Below are 13,860 nucleotides of genomic sequence, written 5' to 3'. Positions count from 1 at the left end.
ATGCCCGGCAGGTGCCGGGCAACGTTATTTCTTCTGTGAACAACAGGCGATGTAATTCAGCCTGTGGCGCTGCGCGTGAAAATAGCGGAACATCCCGAGAAAACGCGACCGGTTCTCCGGGTTTTTCAGCCCGTTAAAAAGTATTCTGGCGGCCCCCAAAAGGCCTTCATCTCTGACGAGTCCTTGTGGTGACATCAGGGACATCGCGCCATGCTGTGTCTGAACAGAATCAAATCCTGCATTCAGAAACAACGCTTTCCATTCCTGCTCGCTCATCGGGCTGACGTTGGATTTCACGACTTTTTGTAAATCGTCATCCGCTGTTTTACTGAGCTTTTCGTTGGTCAGCATAATATCGTGCGTCAGTAAGATGCCGCCGGGCTTAAGTACCCGGCAATATTCACGGACTAGCTTCGTTTTGGCTTTATCAGCATACATCGTCAGCATCGCTTCGTTGATCACGACACCAAAGCAGTTATCGGGAAAAGGCAGGCGCGTGGCGTTGGCTTCTATCAGCTGAATTTTGTCACTCAGCCCGGCGGCACGGATCCTTTCCTGCGCAACGTGAAGTGCTTCTTTATCCATATCAACGGCAAAGATACTGCAACCGAAACGCGCCGCCAGTTCAGTCGACGTCGTGGCCCGGTTACAGGCCACTTCGAGTACGCGGGAATGCGGGTCTAATCCGGCACGGGAGATAAGCCATTCCGTCGCTTCTTTGCCGCCAGGGCGCAACCGCGTTTTGCCCAGACTTGCCAGGAATGTATGCCCGGCCCTTGTGCTGTCAGACATAATTCAGCCCTTATGCGTATTCACCACTTCCCCAAGACCAGCACCTTCGAGCTTAACCTGCGGATCGGCGAAGAAATCGATGTTGAAATAAGTGTCTTCCGTCATCAGTTCGATGCGATGCCATTTCTGCGGCGGAGAGATACCAAAAGTTCCGGCCTCAATGATCACTTCTATATCTGGCTCGGTCGCTTCAGCGTCTGGAAAACCAAAATACTTCACTGCGCCTTGCATAACCGACAACCGCCCGTACACACCAGACTTGGTGTTGTGATGCGTAAACAGTGGTTTAGGCGCAGTTTCTTTGCTCCAGAACGGCGTAGAACGCGTATGAATAAAGTTTTGCGGGATACGAAGCATCGTTTCTCCTTAATCAAACAATTCAGGGTCTGTCAGTATTAAACCACTTTCAGAAACGTGTTTCTCTAAAAAGATGCATTTTATATGCATCTTTTAGCTAAGACCTATTGTGTCGGTTTACTTTGGTGGCTTCCCGCTTTAAATTTTAACCTGATAGCTGCAAGACAAAACCGGTAAAGATATCGCATCAACATTTTAAGAGATTTTGAATGAAACAACGCTTCCCACACGTGATTACTAAATAGTCATGCAATTAAAAGCGCATAAATATGCAAAATATCTTTTACGCGGCGTAGGTTTTGCGATATTAATATAGGCATTGAGACCTTTTCCAGACTGACCTAATTCATACAGGATTTTATCGATGACAACTATTCTTAAGCACCTTCCTATCAACCAGCGCGTGGGCATTGCTTTCTCCGGCGGTCTGGACACCAGTGCCGCGCTGCTTTGGATGCAGAAGAAAGGGGCGATTCCTTATGCCTACACGGCCAACCTGGGCCAGCCTGATGAAGAAGATTACGATGCCATTCCGCGTAAAGCGATGGAGTACGGCGCAGAGAAAGCTCGCCTGATTGATTGCCGTAAACAACTGGTTGCGGAAGGGATTGCGGCCATTCAATGTGGTGCATTCCATAACACCACGGCAGGTGTCACTTATTTCAACACCACACCGCTGGGCCGTGCCGTTACCGGAACCATGCTGGTTGCCGCGATGAAAGAAGACGGTGTGAACATCTGGGGTGACGGCAGTACTTACAAAGGTAACGATATCGAGCGTTTCTATCGTTACGGCCTGCTGACCAATGCTGAACTGAAAATTTATAAACCTTGGCTGGATACCGACTTTATCGATGAACTCGGTGGCCGTCATGAGATGTCAGAGTTCATGGTTGAATCCGGTTTCGATTACAAAATGTCGACCGAGAAAGCCTATTCCACCGACTCCAACATGCTGGGCGCAACGCACGAAGCCAAAGATTTGGAGTTCCTCGATTCCGGCGTCAAAATCGTTAACCCGATTATGGGCGTTAAATTCTGGGACGAGAATGTTGTCGTGAAAGCGGAAGAAGTGTCCGTCCGCTTCGAGCGCGGCTACCCTGTTGCCCTGAATGGCGTGACCTTTGACGACAGCGTTGAGCTGATGATGGAAGCCAACCGCATTGGTGGCCGTCACGGTTTGGGCATGAGCGACCAGATTGAGAACCGTATTATCGAAGCCAAAAGCCGTGGCATTTACGAAGCCCCTGGGATGGCACTTCTGCACATCGCCTACGAACGCCTACTGACCGGTATTCATAACGAAGATACCATCGAGCAATATCATGCGAATGGCCGTGTTCTGGGACGTCTGCTGTATCAGGGCCGTTGGTTCGATCCTCAGGCGCTGATGCTGCGTGACTCCGCTCAGCGTTGGGTCGCCAGCGAAATTACCGGTGAAGTGACTCTGGAACTGCGTCGTGGCAATGACTACACCATCATGAATACGGTGTCTGAGAATCTGACTTACAAACCCGAGCGCCTGACAATGGAGAAAGGTGATTCCGTATTTTCACCTGACGATCGTATCGGTCAGCTGACCATGCGCAATCTGGATATCACCGATACCCGCGAGAAGCTGCAAAACTATGTTGAGACCGGATTGCTGACCTCTTCTGCCTCTACCGGTTTACCGCAGGTCGATAACAATAATCTGCCCGCGCGCGGATTGCAGGCTAAGAACAAGTAATTATTGTTAGCATAGAATGAAGCAGGTTCGGGTGAATTACCTGAGCCTGCTTGATCTAAACCAAATTCCCCCGCCCGCCGCTCATACTCTCTTTCTCGTAGTAATCACCTGTTTTACTTTACTTTTCTATTATTCAATCAAATTTTTGACAGGCAAAAGCAACGTACACAAAATACGAAGAAAAGTGATTGGGTAGTGAATTTTTTGGTAATGACTAGATTTAGAGGAAGAATCTTTTGGAGCGGTAAAGGGAGTAGAACTAACACAAACAAACCCAGATAAAATGGGAAACCAAGAGTTTTAAAAGACAATTCTATACACATTTCTATACACAAACATTTCTGCTTGAATTTTTTCCGTATGTTTTTTGTACTAACTTATGCGCCCTGAACTCTCTTCTTTCAGACAGGGAAAATGAAAAGCCCCTACCATTCGGTCAGGGGCTTGGTGACGTTGGCTTATGCCTACTTTACTTTCCTGCCTTGTTTAAAAGCCTCTCGGGCTTCGCTAAGACTCATTTTGTTAGCTCCTCCGCCTCGATTTGGATTTCTTGACTGAAAGGGATCATCCTCCCAATTACAGTTCGGGCAGATGTCATGCTCACCTAAAGTTTCAAATACTTTTTCACCACAGCACGGGCACAGGGATTCATCACTCATTGTTTTCCCCTGCGGACATCTGGACGATGTAATTATCAGTATCAAAGATTGTGTCAAATAGCTTACTTAAGGATTCGGCCTGCTCCTTATTTACGCTAAAAACAGCAATGCCATTGATAAAATCCATTTTATCCTCCTCGTTCCATTTCATTATTTTTGCAATAGGCTCTAAATTATGCTCTGGAATATTAACCTCTAAAGCTAAGTCTTCTGTTTTTTTATCAAACAGATCAATAGTGTAAATAATCATTATTTTTCTACCTTTCTTGTGGGATCCGCAGGTTTAGTTTGCTTGCCAGTTACGGGATCAAATTCACCTAAATGATTACGCCCACTTTTATCATAAACTTCAACGGTTCCATGTTGAGAATCCCATTCATAAATTCTGCTTTTTGAGTCTTTCCAACGATAACGAAGCTTCCCCCCACCCTTTATAGGTGTCTTACTTACCGCTTTTTTGGCGTCTGGGAATGCAGCTAAAGGAGGAGTCCCTTTTGGTGGAGTATAATATTTATGGTCATTACTCAGATAAATATAAATCGGCGGCATACCGTGAGGCAGGTTCACCAGGATGTAATCATCAAACGATTTTTCATCCGGGATCGGCAGTGAGGTTGACGTGCTGCCTACTTCCCCAGCGCTTGGTAGCGGCAATACTGTAATAGTCGAGGGTAAATACGGTTCGTCCCGGTTGCCGGTATTGGCTGGCGCTTTAAACTCCACTTCGTCCGGCGTCCAGACTATCGTTGGCTTATCGGCGCCATCTGCCCAGAACTCATAGTTTCCGGTAAAACGGTTTCGCTCCATCGAGCGTACACGCACCTGATCCAGACCGCTATGAGCGCCAGTGTGATACGCCACCGGCTTTAAGCGCCCGTAGTTATCATTCACCCACTGAAACCGGATACGTGTCGGTGCCGATTTACCCGCCAGCGCTGCCAGTTGGCTATCCGCCAGTATGTCGTCTTCTCCGGCATTCAGTTTGCTGGAATAGAACGTTCCGACCACGCCAACCGTGACAGGGTTAACAAACACGGCGCCAGAGCCGATAAAGTGACTCAGCCCGCGCAAGGCGTTCATTCCGGCCGCTGCCAGTTCTGCCCCGCCGCCAGTTGCCACCGGAATTACCAGCGGCATACCAGCCTGCGCCGGTGCGTCAGGTTTAGCGCCAAACATCCGTTTGTACCAGGGTAAGCCGGTATCCGGTTTCTGGCTACCGCTGGCTGGTTTACGTTTCGCCGCCTGTGCGTGTTGCACTGGTTCTGGTTTCGCCGTCTCGAGCTGGGCAGGAGTACCAAAAGACAGATGACCGAAATTATAGTGAGATTCATCTGTCGTGCCCGCGTCGGTGTTACCCGCGCCACGCTCGCCAGATTTTGCAAATACCGGTACAGGGGCAGCCGGAGGCGCAGGAGGGGAAACCGGCGCGGCGGTTTTTAGTGCTGCGGTCCCGGTTGGCGCGTTCTGGCTAAAAGCCTCACCCGCAGGGGAAACATATTGGGTCGTGGAGCCAAAAACGACATTGTTCGGGCATCCGCAGAGAACGCGGTCACCGGTCGCCACAAACGCCTTACCATCCTCCGACATATCGAAGACGGTTCCTATTATCTGATAAACCCCGCCACACTTGCTGCATGAGGCCATATCCCCCGTGAGTGCCAGCGCCCGGTTACCTTCGTAACATGACGACGACGCAGACAAAACCGCCCCATACGTGGTTTTATCTCCCAGACAAACTAATGCTCTAGCCATAATCCCTCATGAAACCAATGGATAAGAGCGGCTATCTTATAGTCATGAATTCTTAAGCCAAATTTTTTTAGCCAATAAGAGCCACGCATTTAGTATTTTGGGATTTTTCATCTTCAAGCACTGAATTCAGTTCAGGGCTAAAAATGGCGATAGCCGAGGGTAAGTAACAGAAGGCGTGAACGGTTAAGCGCTTAAACTTCGCTTGAATCGTTGAGGGCACCAGGCACCGCCAGCGCATGATGAACAACGATCACGTCACCGCCATTAGGGCCGAGGCGCAACCGCTCTGTTTCGGCTTGGAAGTCTCTACCTGTCTGGCGTTGAGTTTCATTTGGGGGTATCTCGTGGGGAAAGCATCGCTCTGCTGGGGGTATTTTTACAGGGTGAACAACCTGATACCCCCATATATACCCCCAGACAAGGGAAGATTTCAATAGATAGCAGAGGACAAGGCTAGAGCGATAAAGTGGCTTAAAGCGCGTATTTACTGGGTTTGGAGGACTTTCTGAGATACTACTGGAGGACATTTTGGAGCGGGTGAAGGGAATCGAACCCTCGTATGCAGCTTGGGAAGCTGCCGTTCTACCATTGAACTACACCCGCTTTGGTGTGCGACTGGCATTATAACCGGTTACGACAACGGAGCAAGGCGTGATTGCGGATAAGCGCTGGAGTTTTAAGCAGTTAGCATCTGGCGTGATCTCATACACGAAAAAGGGCGCCGGAGCGCCCTTTGTTGTTTCCGGCGAAGCTTATTTTTGCGTTTGTGGACGCATTGCCGGGAACAGGATCACGTCACGGATAGTGTGGCTGTTTGTGAACAACATCACCATACGGTCGATACCGATGCCCAGACCCGCTGTCGGTGGCAGGCCGTGTTCCAGCGCTGTCACGTAGTCTTCGTCATAGAACATCGCTTCATCATCGCCTGCGTCTTTCGCAGAAACCTGATCAGCAAAACGCTGCGCCTGATCTTCTGCATCATTCAGCTCGGAGAAGCCGTTACCGATTTCACGACCACCGATGAAGAATTCGAAACGGTCAGTGATTTCAGGATTTTCATCATTACGGCGCGCCAGCGGAGAAACTTCTGCCGGGTATTCAGTAATGAAGGTTGGCTGAATCAGCTGAGCTTCGGCGGTTTCTTCGAAGATCTCAGTCACGATACGTCCCAGACCCCAGCTCTTCTCGATTTTGATACCGATAGATTCTGCAATCGTAGTCGCTTTCGCCAGGTCGTCGAGATCGGCCACGTTGGTTTCAGGACGGTATTTGCAGATTGCTTCACGCATGGTCAGCTTGGCGAAAGGTTTGCCGAAATCGAAAGTCTGGTCGCCGTACTGCACAACGCTGCTACCCAGAACGGATTCAGTCAGGGTGCGGAACAGGGTTTCAGTCAGAACGATCAGGTCTTTGTAATCCGCGTACGCCATGTAGAGTTCCATCATGGTGAACTCTGGGTTGTGACGCGGAGAAACGCCTTCGTTACGGAAGTTACGGTTGATTTCGAATACGCGATCAAAACCACCGACAACCAGACGTTTCAAATACAGTTCCGGCGCGATACGCAGGTACATATCGATATCGAGTGCATTGTGGTGAGTGATGAACGGACGCGCCGCTGCACCGCCCGGGATCACCTGCATCATCGGGGTTTCGACTTCCATGAAGCCGTTTTCCACCATGAAGCTGCGGATACCAGACATGATCTGAGAACGGATCTTGAAGGTTTTACGGGAATCGTCGTTGGCGATCAGATCTAAATAACGCTGACGATAACGCGCTTCCTGATCCTGCAAACCGTGGAATTTATCCGGCAACGGGCGCAGCGCTTTGGTCAGCAAACGCAGTTCAGAACAGTGGATCGACAGCTCACCGGTCTTAGTTTTGAACAGTTTACCGGTCGCGCCCAGAATATCGCCCAGATCCCATTTTTTGAATTGCTCGTTGTAGATGCCTTCTGCCAGGTCATCACGCGCAACGTAAAGCTGGATACGGCCGCCAACATCTTGCAGGGTCACAAAAGACGCCTTGCCCATGATACGGCGGGTCATCATACGGCCACCCACGGTGACTTCGACGTTTAAGGCTTCCAGTTCTTCGTTGGTCTTCTCGCCGTATTTCGCATGCAGTTCATCAGAGATGCTGTCACGACGGAAATCGTTAGGGAAAGCGATACCGGATTCGCGCAGTAAAGCCAGCTTCTCACGACGTGCTTTCAGCTCGTTATTAAGATCTGGTACGTTTTCTGCGCCTTGAGCGGCTTGTTGTTGTTCAGACATGTTGGTTCCTTATAACCCGGCTTTCAAACTGGCTTCGATGAATTTATCCAGGTCGCCATCCAACACGGCCTGCGTATTTCGTGTTTCGACGCCCGTACGCAAATCTTTTATTCGGGAATCATCCAACACGTAAGAACGAATCTGGCTGCCCCAGCCGATGTCAGACTTGTTGTCTTCCAGCTGCTGTTTATCCGCATTTTTCTTTTGCATCTCATACTCATAAAGCTTCGCCTTCATTTGCTTCATGGCCTGATCTTTGTTTTTATGCTGGGAGCGGTCGTTCTGACACTGAGTCACAATGTTGGTCGGAAGGTGGGTAATACGTACCGCAGATTCCGTTTTGTTGACGTGCTGACCACCCGCGCCGGACGCGCGGTATACGTCGATACGCAGGTCTGCCGGGTTAATTTCGATTGCGATGTCATCGTCCACTTCCGGATACACAAACGCGGAACTGAAAGACGTATGACGACGGCCACCGGAGTCAAACGGGCTCTTACGCACCAGGCGGTGAACGCCAGTTTCAGTACGCAGCCAGCCAAACGCATAGTCGCCGATAATTTTGATGGTCGCGGATTTCAGGCCTGCGACTTCGCCGTCAGACTCTTCAATCACTTCCGTTTTGAAGCCCTTGGCTTCAGCCCAGCGTAAATACATACGCAGCAGCATGCTTGCCCAGTCCTGCGCTTCCGTACCGCCGGAACCCGCCTGAATGTCGAGATAGCAACTGGCGCTGTCGTATTCGCCGGAGAACATGCGACGGAATTCAAGCTGTTCCAGTTTGCCGGTCAGCACATCGAGTTCAGCGATGGTTTCGTTGAAGGTGTCTTCATCGTCGGCTTCAACCGCCAGTTCCAGCAGGCCGGTCACATCTTCGGCACCCTGCAACAACTCATCGATGGTTTCAACGATAGCTTCCAGAGAGGAACGTTCTTTACCCAGCGCCTGTGCGCGTTCAGGTTCGTTCCAGACGTCCGGCTGTTCCAACTCGGCGTTTACTTCTTCGAGACGTTCTTTCTTGGCATCATAGTCAAAGATACCCCCGAAGAACGACTGTCCGCTCGGACAGGTCCTGAATGCGGTTTTTAACCGGATTAATTTCAAACATGATTTTTCGCGTCTTACGTTAGATTCGGAGTTGGCCCAATGCCATTCGAACCGCAGATTCTAACGGAATTAGCGGTCTTTTTACAGCAACGAGCCGTTTTTTTGCAGGGTTTATTCGGGATGAAAACCGCTTATTTCGGCCACAAATGTTCGATGATCAGCTGAACGCTGCGATTTCCCCGAAATTCATTGATATCGAGACGGTATGCCAACTGCACTTCGCGAATGCTGCTGTCCGGCCAGAAGGTCGGATCGATATTAAACGCGATGCCGTCGAGCAGCGGACCACCACCCAGCGGTTCAATCATCAGTTTCAGGTGGCGCTCTTTCAGAAGCTTTTGCTGAAGGATACGGAAAGTGCCGTCAAACGTCGGTTCCGGGAATGCCTGTCCCCACGGACCGCCATTGCGCAGCATTTCTGCGGTATCAATCGTCAGCTCATGCCCGGAAAGTTCGCCGTCCGACCAGACCACACCTTCGAGGTGTGACGGATCTAACCATTCACCGACCAGCTCAGCGAAACGATCGCGAAATTCGTCGAACTTGCCTTCTTCGAGAGACAAACCTGCCGCCATCGCGTGGCCGCCAAACTTCATCATCAGGCCAGGGTTCAGCGTATCAATACGTTCAAGCGCATCGCGCATGTGCAAACCGGCAATCGAGCGGCCAGAACCTTTGAGAATGCCATCGCCCGCTGGCGCGAACGCGATCACCGGCCGGTTAAAGCGTTCTTTCAGGCGAGAAGCCAGAATACCCACAACGCCCTGATGCCATTCAGGATGGTACATCGCCAGCCCGTACGGTAATGCGTCGGTGCTGCGCTCAAGTTTGTCGCACAGCGCCAGCGCTTCGACCTGCATTCCCTGCTCTATCTCGCGACGAGTCTGGTTCAGTGCATCCAGATCGCTGGCCAGCGCACGTGCCTGACCGATATCTTCGCTGAGCAATAACGCCACGCCGACGGACATATCATCGAGGCGACCGGCAGCATTCAGCCGTGGCCCGAGCGCGAAACCCAGATCACTGGCACAAAGCGTACGGGCTTCACGACCGGCGACTTCCAGCAGCGCACGAATACCCGCACGGCATTTCCCCGCGCGAATGCGGTTCAGCCCCTGATAAACCATGATGCGGTTATTGGCATCGAGCGGCACAACGTCCGCCACCGTGCCCAGCGCCACCAGATCCAGATGCTCCGCCAGATTCGGCACCGTCAGATTGTTTTGCTCAAACCAGCCGCTTTCGCGCAACGCGCTGCGCAGCGCCAGCATTAGATAAAACGCGACGCCAACGCCCGCCAGAGATTTCGACGGGAACTCACAACCGTGCAGATTGGGGTTAATGATCGCTTCAGCATCCGGCAACGTTTCGCCCGGCAGGTGATGGTCGGTAACCAGCACCTGAATGCCTTTGGCGTGAGCAAGCTCAACACCGGCGTGCGATGAAATCCCGTTATCGACGGTCAGGATCAGCTCCGCACCGCGCGATGCAGCCTGTTCCACCACTTCCGGGCTGAGGCCGTAGCCGTCTTCAAAACGGTTCGGCACCAGATAATCCAGATTACCGCAGCCCATACTGCGTAAAGAAAGCAGCGTGAGCGCCGTGCTGGTTGCGCCATCGGCATCAAAATCACCGACGATAATAATGCGCATCCGCTCGCTCAGGGCTTTTTGCAGCAATTTCACCGCAGTATCGATGCCATCAAGTTGCTGATACGGCAGCAAACCTGCCGCACTGCGCTCCAGCTCTTTGCTCTGTTTAACGCCACGGGCCAGATATAACCGGCGCAATAACGGGGAAAGTTCAGCGGGAAGATCCACGCCAGTCGCCACCTCACGGCGGCGAAGTTGAGTCTGCAAGGTCACGAAAAATCAACCACCGGTTTTATGTGAAGGATCACGCTGGTCAAGCATCGCGGCCATTTCTTTTGGCGGCTGATAACCCGGGATCAAAGTACCGTCTTCCAGCACAATGGCCGGAGTGCCTGTCACGCCAAACTGCACGCCCAGCTCGAAATGTTTCGCGATATCGCTGCTTTTGCAGGTCGCTTCCGTGATGTCATCGCCACGCATCGCCGCATCAAAACTGGTTTTGCGGTTGCCGGTACACCAGATGGATTGCATATCTTTTTCAGTTTTGGAATTCAGCCCCTGACGCGGGAACGCCAGATAACGCACGGTAATGCCGAGGTCGTTATAGTCCTGCATTTGCTGATGCAATTTGTGACAATAGCCGCAGGTGATGTCCGTAAAGACGGTGATCACGTGCTTCTCGTTTTTGGCCTTGTAGATAATCATCTCGCTTTGCAGCGCATCGAGCTTTTTCACCAGCGCTTTATTGGTCACGTTGACCGGCTGGCTGCCGCTGACGTCGTACATCGGGCCCTGCAAAACGTGTTTACCATCATTAGTGATGTAAATGACGCCGCTGTCGGTGGAAACCGCGCTCAGGCCGGTGACCGGTGTCGTCTGAATTTCGGCATTGTTCATTCCCAGCTTGTTCAGCGTGGCTTTGATTGCAGCATCGTCAGCCTGCGCCGCGGAGCTTATACACGCAGCCAGAAGGGTCAGCAGCATTAAACCTTTTTTCATCATTTCGTCCTTTTTCCCTGGCACGTCACGCGCGAGGATGATGTTGTTGATGTAGCAGTTTGAGTCGTTCAGTCGCTACATGGGTATAAATTTGAGTTGTTGATAAGTCACTGTGGCCTAACAACATTTGCACAACGCGGAGATCTGCACCGTGGTTTAACAAGTGGGTTGCAAATGCGTGGCGCAACACGTGGGGGGATAACCGCTCCGCATCAATACCGGCAAGGATCGCATAGTGTTTGATGCGATGCCAGAATGTCTGCCGCGTCATTTTCTGCGCCCGGTTGCTGGGGAAGACAATATCCAGAGACTGACCGTTCAGCAGCCACGGTCTTCCGTGCTCGAAATAATTCTCCAGCCAGTACACCGCTTCTTCGCCCATCGGCACCAGCCGTTCTTTATTGCCTTTACCGATAACCCGCACCACGCCCTGCCGCAGGCTGATATCGCTGAGCGTTAGCCCGACCAGTTCGGAGACACGCAAACCGGTGGCGTAGAGCAATTCGAGCATGGCTTTATCACGCAGCTCAAGTGGGACATCCACCACCGGTGAGGCCAGCAGCGCATCAACCTGCGCTTCACTCAGATCTTTGGGCAAACGCTGCGGAAGTTTCGGCGAGGACAACAGCGCCGTCGGGTCATCCTGCCGCACCGATTCGCGGTTCATGTACTGAAACAGGCGACGCATCGCACTGAGCAAACGCGCAGAACTTGTCGCTTTATAGCCGCCTTCAATGCGCTCAGACAGAAAAGATTGTAAATCTTCGGCGCTGACGTGCAGCAAATCTGTTTCGTTGTGATGCAGCCAGCCCAGCAATGATTTCAGGTCCTGACGATAAGACGAGAGCGTGTTTTCTGCGAGATTGCGCTCAATCCAGAGCATATCGAGAAACTGTTCCGTCAGGCTCTGATCGGCCTGATTGACGGCTTGCGCAGCCTGTTCAGGCGTTATCTCCTGATGGCCTGCATTATCTTGTTTTGGCATCCCGACTCCTGTTGCTTGCGTGCAGACTACACCCGCCATTATGCCTTTCATTCGCCCAAATCTGCTACACTGCCTGCCATTCGTATTCTGATGACGTTATGGCAGCAAGCATGAAAATTGGACTTTTCTACGGTTCCAGCACCTGTTACACCGAAATGGCCGCGGAGAAAATTCGCGATATTTTGGGCGAAGAGCTGGTTGATTTGCACAACATTAAAGATGTTGATCCCGATAAGATGGAAGATTACAGCATCCTGATCCTCGGCATCCCGACATGGGATTTCGGCGAAATTCAGGAAGACTGGGAAGCCGTCTGGAATGAGCTGCCTACGCTAAAATTGCGCGGAAAAATTGTCGCCATGTACGGCATGGGCGATCAGCTCGGATACAGCGAGTGGTTTCTCGACGCGCTCGGCATGCTTTACCATCAGTTGCTCCCGATGGGCGTTCGCTTCATCGGATTCTGGCCGACGGAAGGTTTCGAATTCACCAGCCCGAAACCGCTCAGCGCCGACGGTAAACATTTTGTCGGACTCGCGCTCGACGACGTAAACCAGTTTGATCTCACCGACGAGCGCCTGCAACAGTGGTGCGAGCAGATCCTGCTGGAAATGGACGCCCTGCTGTAGCTGTTCGCGAACGAACCAGTCATTACCTCAGCCCGGTTCAGCCGGGCTACGGGGATCTCCGCTCAGCAAGATCTGGCGCAAATGCCGCCATTCATCCAGCCCCATACTGTCAGACGCCAGCCATAGCCGCTGTCTTGAGCTGCGCATCGCCTGCGCCAGCCCGCCTTTGCGTTTTTCACGACGCAATGTCAGCAGCACCCCGCTGCTTATCATCCAGACCGGCTGCTTAATTTGCCATTCATGGCCACGCCACAGCAGGCGGTTATCCTCAAGCAGGACAATTTCGCCGGTGCGGGCCGTAATACGGCGCTGGCTGCGGATGCATTCAAACAGCACCAGCAAAAGTAATGTCATCCATACCGGCCAGTAGCCGGCAGGCCAGGGTGCCAGCAAAATCAGTAACATCACACCACCGTAAGACCCCAGTGAAATGAGCTGACTGCGCCAGGACACCCTGAGGTCACATCGCCACAGGGCCACGGGCTTTATTTCGAGTCTGAATGAGGGCCACCATGCGCTGCAATTCTGTGTCTTGCGGCTCGCCGTGATTCATCAGCCAGTTGAACAAATCCGGGTCGTCACAGGTCAGCAGACGGGCAAACAGTTCTTTGTCGGCATCGGGCAGCGAATCATATTCATGTTCAAAAAACGGCATGATGGAGATATCGAGTTCGCGCATACCGCGACGACAGGCCCAGTGAATACGGGAACGATTATTGATATCCAGTTGGTTTTTGCTTTCCATAATGAGACTCTTTTTTGGGATACAGAATGAGAATTCTTTTATATAGAAAGCGATTCTATCAGCCGTCAGCCGTCATAAGTAACTTTTCAGTGCCCTGTTTTGTCAATCTACGTGATGTGCCGTAAAACCTGCTGCAAACCTGTCACTGGCTTTACATTCTCTGGAAGGCATCCCGTAAAAGGCACCAATAACTGTTTTCAAAGGCTGTGGGCTCTTTTACCATGAGGCATCA

The 13,860-nt window shown here is 51.6% G+C and carries 14 protein-coding genes and 1 tRNA gene; 2 read left to right on the top strand and 13 right to left on the bottom strand.

Features of this window, described 5'->3' with window-relative positions; all coding sequences use genetic code 11:
* Nucleotides 1–24: 24 nt before the first annotated feature.
* Both ACLBVC_RS16785 and ACLBVC_RS16780 read right to left on the bottom strand, forming a co-directional pair.
* Nucleotides 25–792, bottom strand: a complete 768-nt coding sequence (locus ACLBVC_RS16785) for a class I SAM-dependent methyltransferase (protein WP_410150577.1) — start codon at nucleotides 790–792, stop codon at nucleotides 25–27.
* A gap of 3 nt (nucleotides 793–795) precedes the next feature.
* Entirely contained in the window at nucleotides 796–1,149 is a 354-nt protein-coding gene (locus ACLBVC_RS16780) for a DUF1971 domain-containing protein (protein ID WP_410150576.1), read from the bottom strand.
* 364 nt (nucleotides 1,150–1,513) lie between these two features.
* Between ACLBVC_RS16780 and argG the strand changes: the two genes are divergently transcribed.
* Complete coding sequence (argG, locus tag ACLBVC_RS16775) at nucleotides 1,514–2,878, top strand: argininosuccinate synthase (protein WP_410150575.1); 1,365 nt, start codon at nucleotides 1,514–1,516, stop codon at nucleotides 2,876–2,878.
* Nucleotides 2,879–3,342: 464 nt separating this feature from the next.
* Here the strand turns inward: argG and ACLBVC_RS16770 are convergent, their stop codons facing one another.
* From ACLBVC_RS16770 to xerD, 9 genes are all read right to left on the bottom strand, one after another.
* Nucleotides 3,343–3,537: a CPCC family cysteine-rich protein gene (locus ACLBVC_RS16770; RefSeq protein ID WP_410150574.1), complete on the bottom strand. Its 195-nt coding sequence runs from the start codon at nucleotides 3,535–3,537 to the stop codon at nucleotides 3,343–3,345.
* Nucleotides 3,530–3,787 (bottom strand): DUF7683 domain-containing protein, encoded by a 258-nt coding sequence (locus tag ACLBVC_RS16765; protein WP_104924547.1) that lies wholly within the window; start codon nucleotides 3,785–3,787, stop codon nucleotides 3,530–3,532. Before ACLBVC_RS16765 ends, ACLBVC_RS16770 begins: the two co-directional genes overlap by 8 nt.
* Nucleotides 3,787–5,289 (bottom strand): colicin E3/pyocin S6 family cytotoxin, encoded by a 1,503-nt coding sequence (locus ACLBVC_RS16760; RefSeq protein WP_410150573.1) that lies wholly within the window; start codon nucleotides 5,287–5,289, stop codon nucleotides 3,787–3,789. Before ACLBVC_RS16760 ends, ACLBVC_RS16765 begins: the two co-directional genes overlap by 1 nt.
* Before the next feature lie 529 nt (nucleotides 5,290–5,818).
* Nucleotides 5,819–5,892 (bottom strand) — tRNA-Gly (locus tag ACLBVC_RS16755).
* A 149-nt stretch (nucleotides 5,893–6,041) separates the two neighbouring features.
* Complete coding sequence (gene lysS / locus ACLBVC_RS16750) at nucleotides 6,042–7,571, bottom strand: lysine--tRNA ligase (protein WP_410150572.1); 1,530 nt, start codon at nucleotides 7,569–7,571, stop codon at nucleotides 6,042–6,044.
* A 9-nt stretch (nucleotides 7,572–7,580) separates the two neighbouring features.
* A protein-coding gene (prfB, locus tag ACLBVC_RS16745) for a peptide chain release factor 2 (RefSeq protein WP_195815695.1) occupies nucleotides 7,581–8,679 on the bottom strand; the annotation gives its coding sequence in 2 pieces (ribosomal slippage) (nucleotides 7,581–8,603 and nucleotides 8,605–8,679; 1,098 coding nt in all).
* 130 nt (nucleotides 8,680–8,809) lie between these two features.
* Complete coding sequence (gene recJ / locus ACLBVC_RS16740; RefSeq protein WP_410150571.1) at nucleotides 8,810–10,543, bottom strand: single-stranded-DNA-specific exonuclease RecJ; 1,734 nt, start codon at nucleotides 10,541–10,543, stop codon at nucleotides 8,810–8,812.
* A gap of 6 nt (nucleotides 10,544–10,549) precedes the next feature.
* Nucleotides 10,550–11,269, bottom strand: coding sequence for a bifunctional protein-disulfide isomerase/oxidoreductase DsbC (gene dsbC, locus ACLBVC_RS16735; RefSeq protein WP_410150570.1), 720 nt, complete (start codon nucleotides 11,267–11,269; stop codon nucleotides 10,550–10,552).
* 25 nt (nucleotides 11,270–11,294) lie between these two features.
* Entirely contained in the window at nucleotides 11,295–12,254 is a 960-nt protein-coding gene (gene xerD, locus ACLBVC_RS16730; RefSeq protein ID WP_410150569.1) for a site-specific tyrosine recombinase XerD, read from the bottom strand.
* Nucleotides 12,255–12,364: 110 nt separating this feature from the next.
* Between xerD and fldB the strand changes: the two genes are divergently transcribed.
* Complete coding sequence (fldB, locus tag ACLBVC_RS16725; RefSeq protein WP_195815691.1) at nucleotides 12,365–12,883, top strand: flavodoxin FldB; 519 nt, start codon at nucleotides 12,365–12,367, stop codon at nucleotides 12,881–12,883.
* A gap of 27 nt (nucleotides 12,884–12,910) precedes the next feature.
* Here the strand turns inward: fldB and ACLBVC_RS16720 are convergent, their stop codons facing one another.
* Together ACLBVC_RS16720 and sdhE are read right to left on the bottom strand one after the other, a co-directional pair.
* Nucleotides 12,911–13,363, bottom strand: coding sequence for a protein YgfX (locus ACLBVC_RS16720; protein WP_410150568.1), 453 nt, complete (start codon nucleotides 13,361–13,363; stop codon nucleotides 12,911–12,913).
* On the bottom strand, nucleotides 13,344–13,610 hold the full coding sequence (gene sdhE / locus ACLBVC_RS16715) for an FAD assembly factor SdhE (protein WP_152324902.1): 267 nt from the start codon (nucleotides 13,608–13,610) through the stop codon (nucleotides 13,344–13,346). Before sdhE ends, ACLBVC_RS16720 begins: the two co-directional genes overlap by 20 nt.
* Nucleotides 13,611–13,860 lie beyond the last annotated feature (250 nt).

The organism is Rahnella selenatireducens, from assembly GCF_046449555.1.
Lineage (GTDB): Bacteria > Pseudomonadota > Gammaproteobacteria > Enterobacterales > Enterobacteriaceae > Rahnella > Rahnella selenatireducens.
Note: the sequence above shows the minus strand (reverse complement) of the source record. Positions and strands in the feature narration are given on the sequence as shown.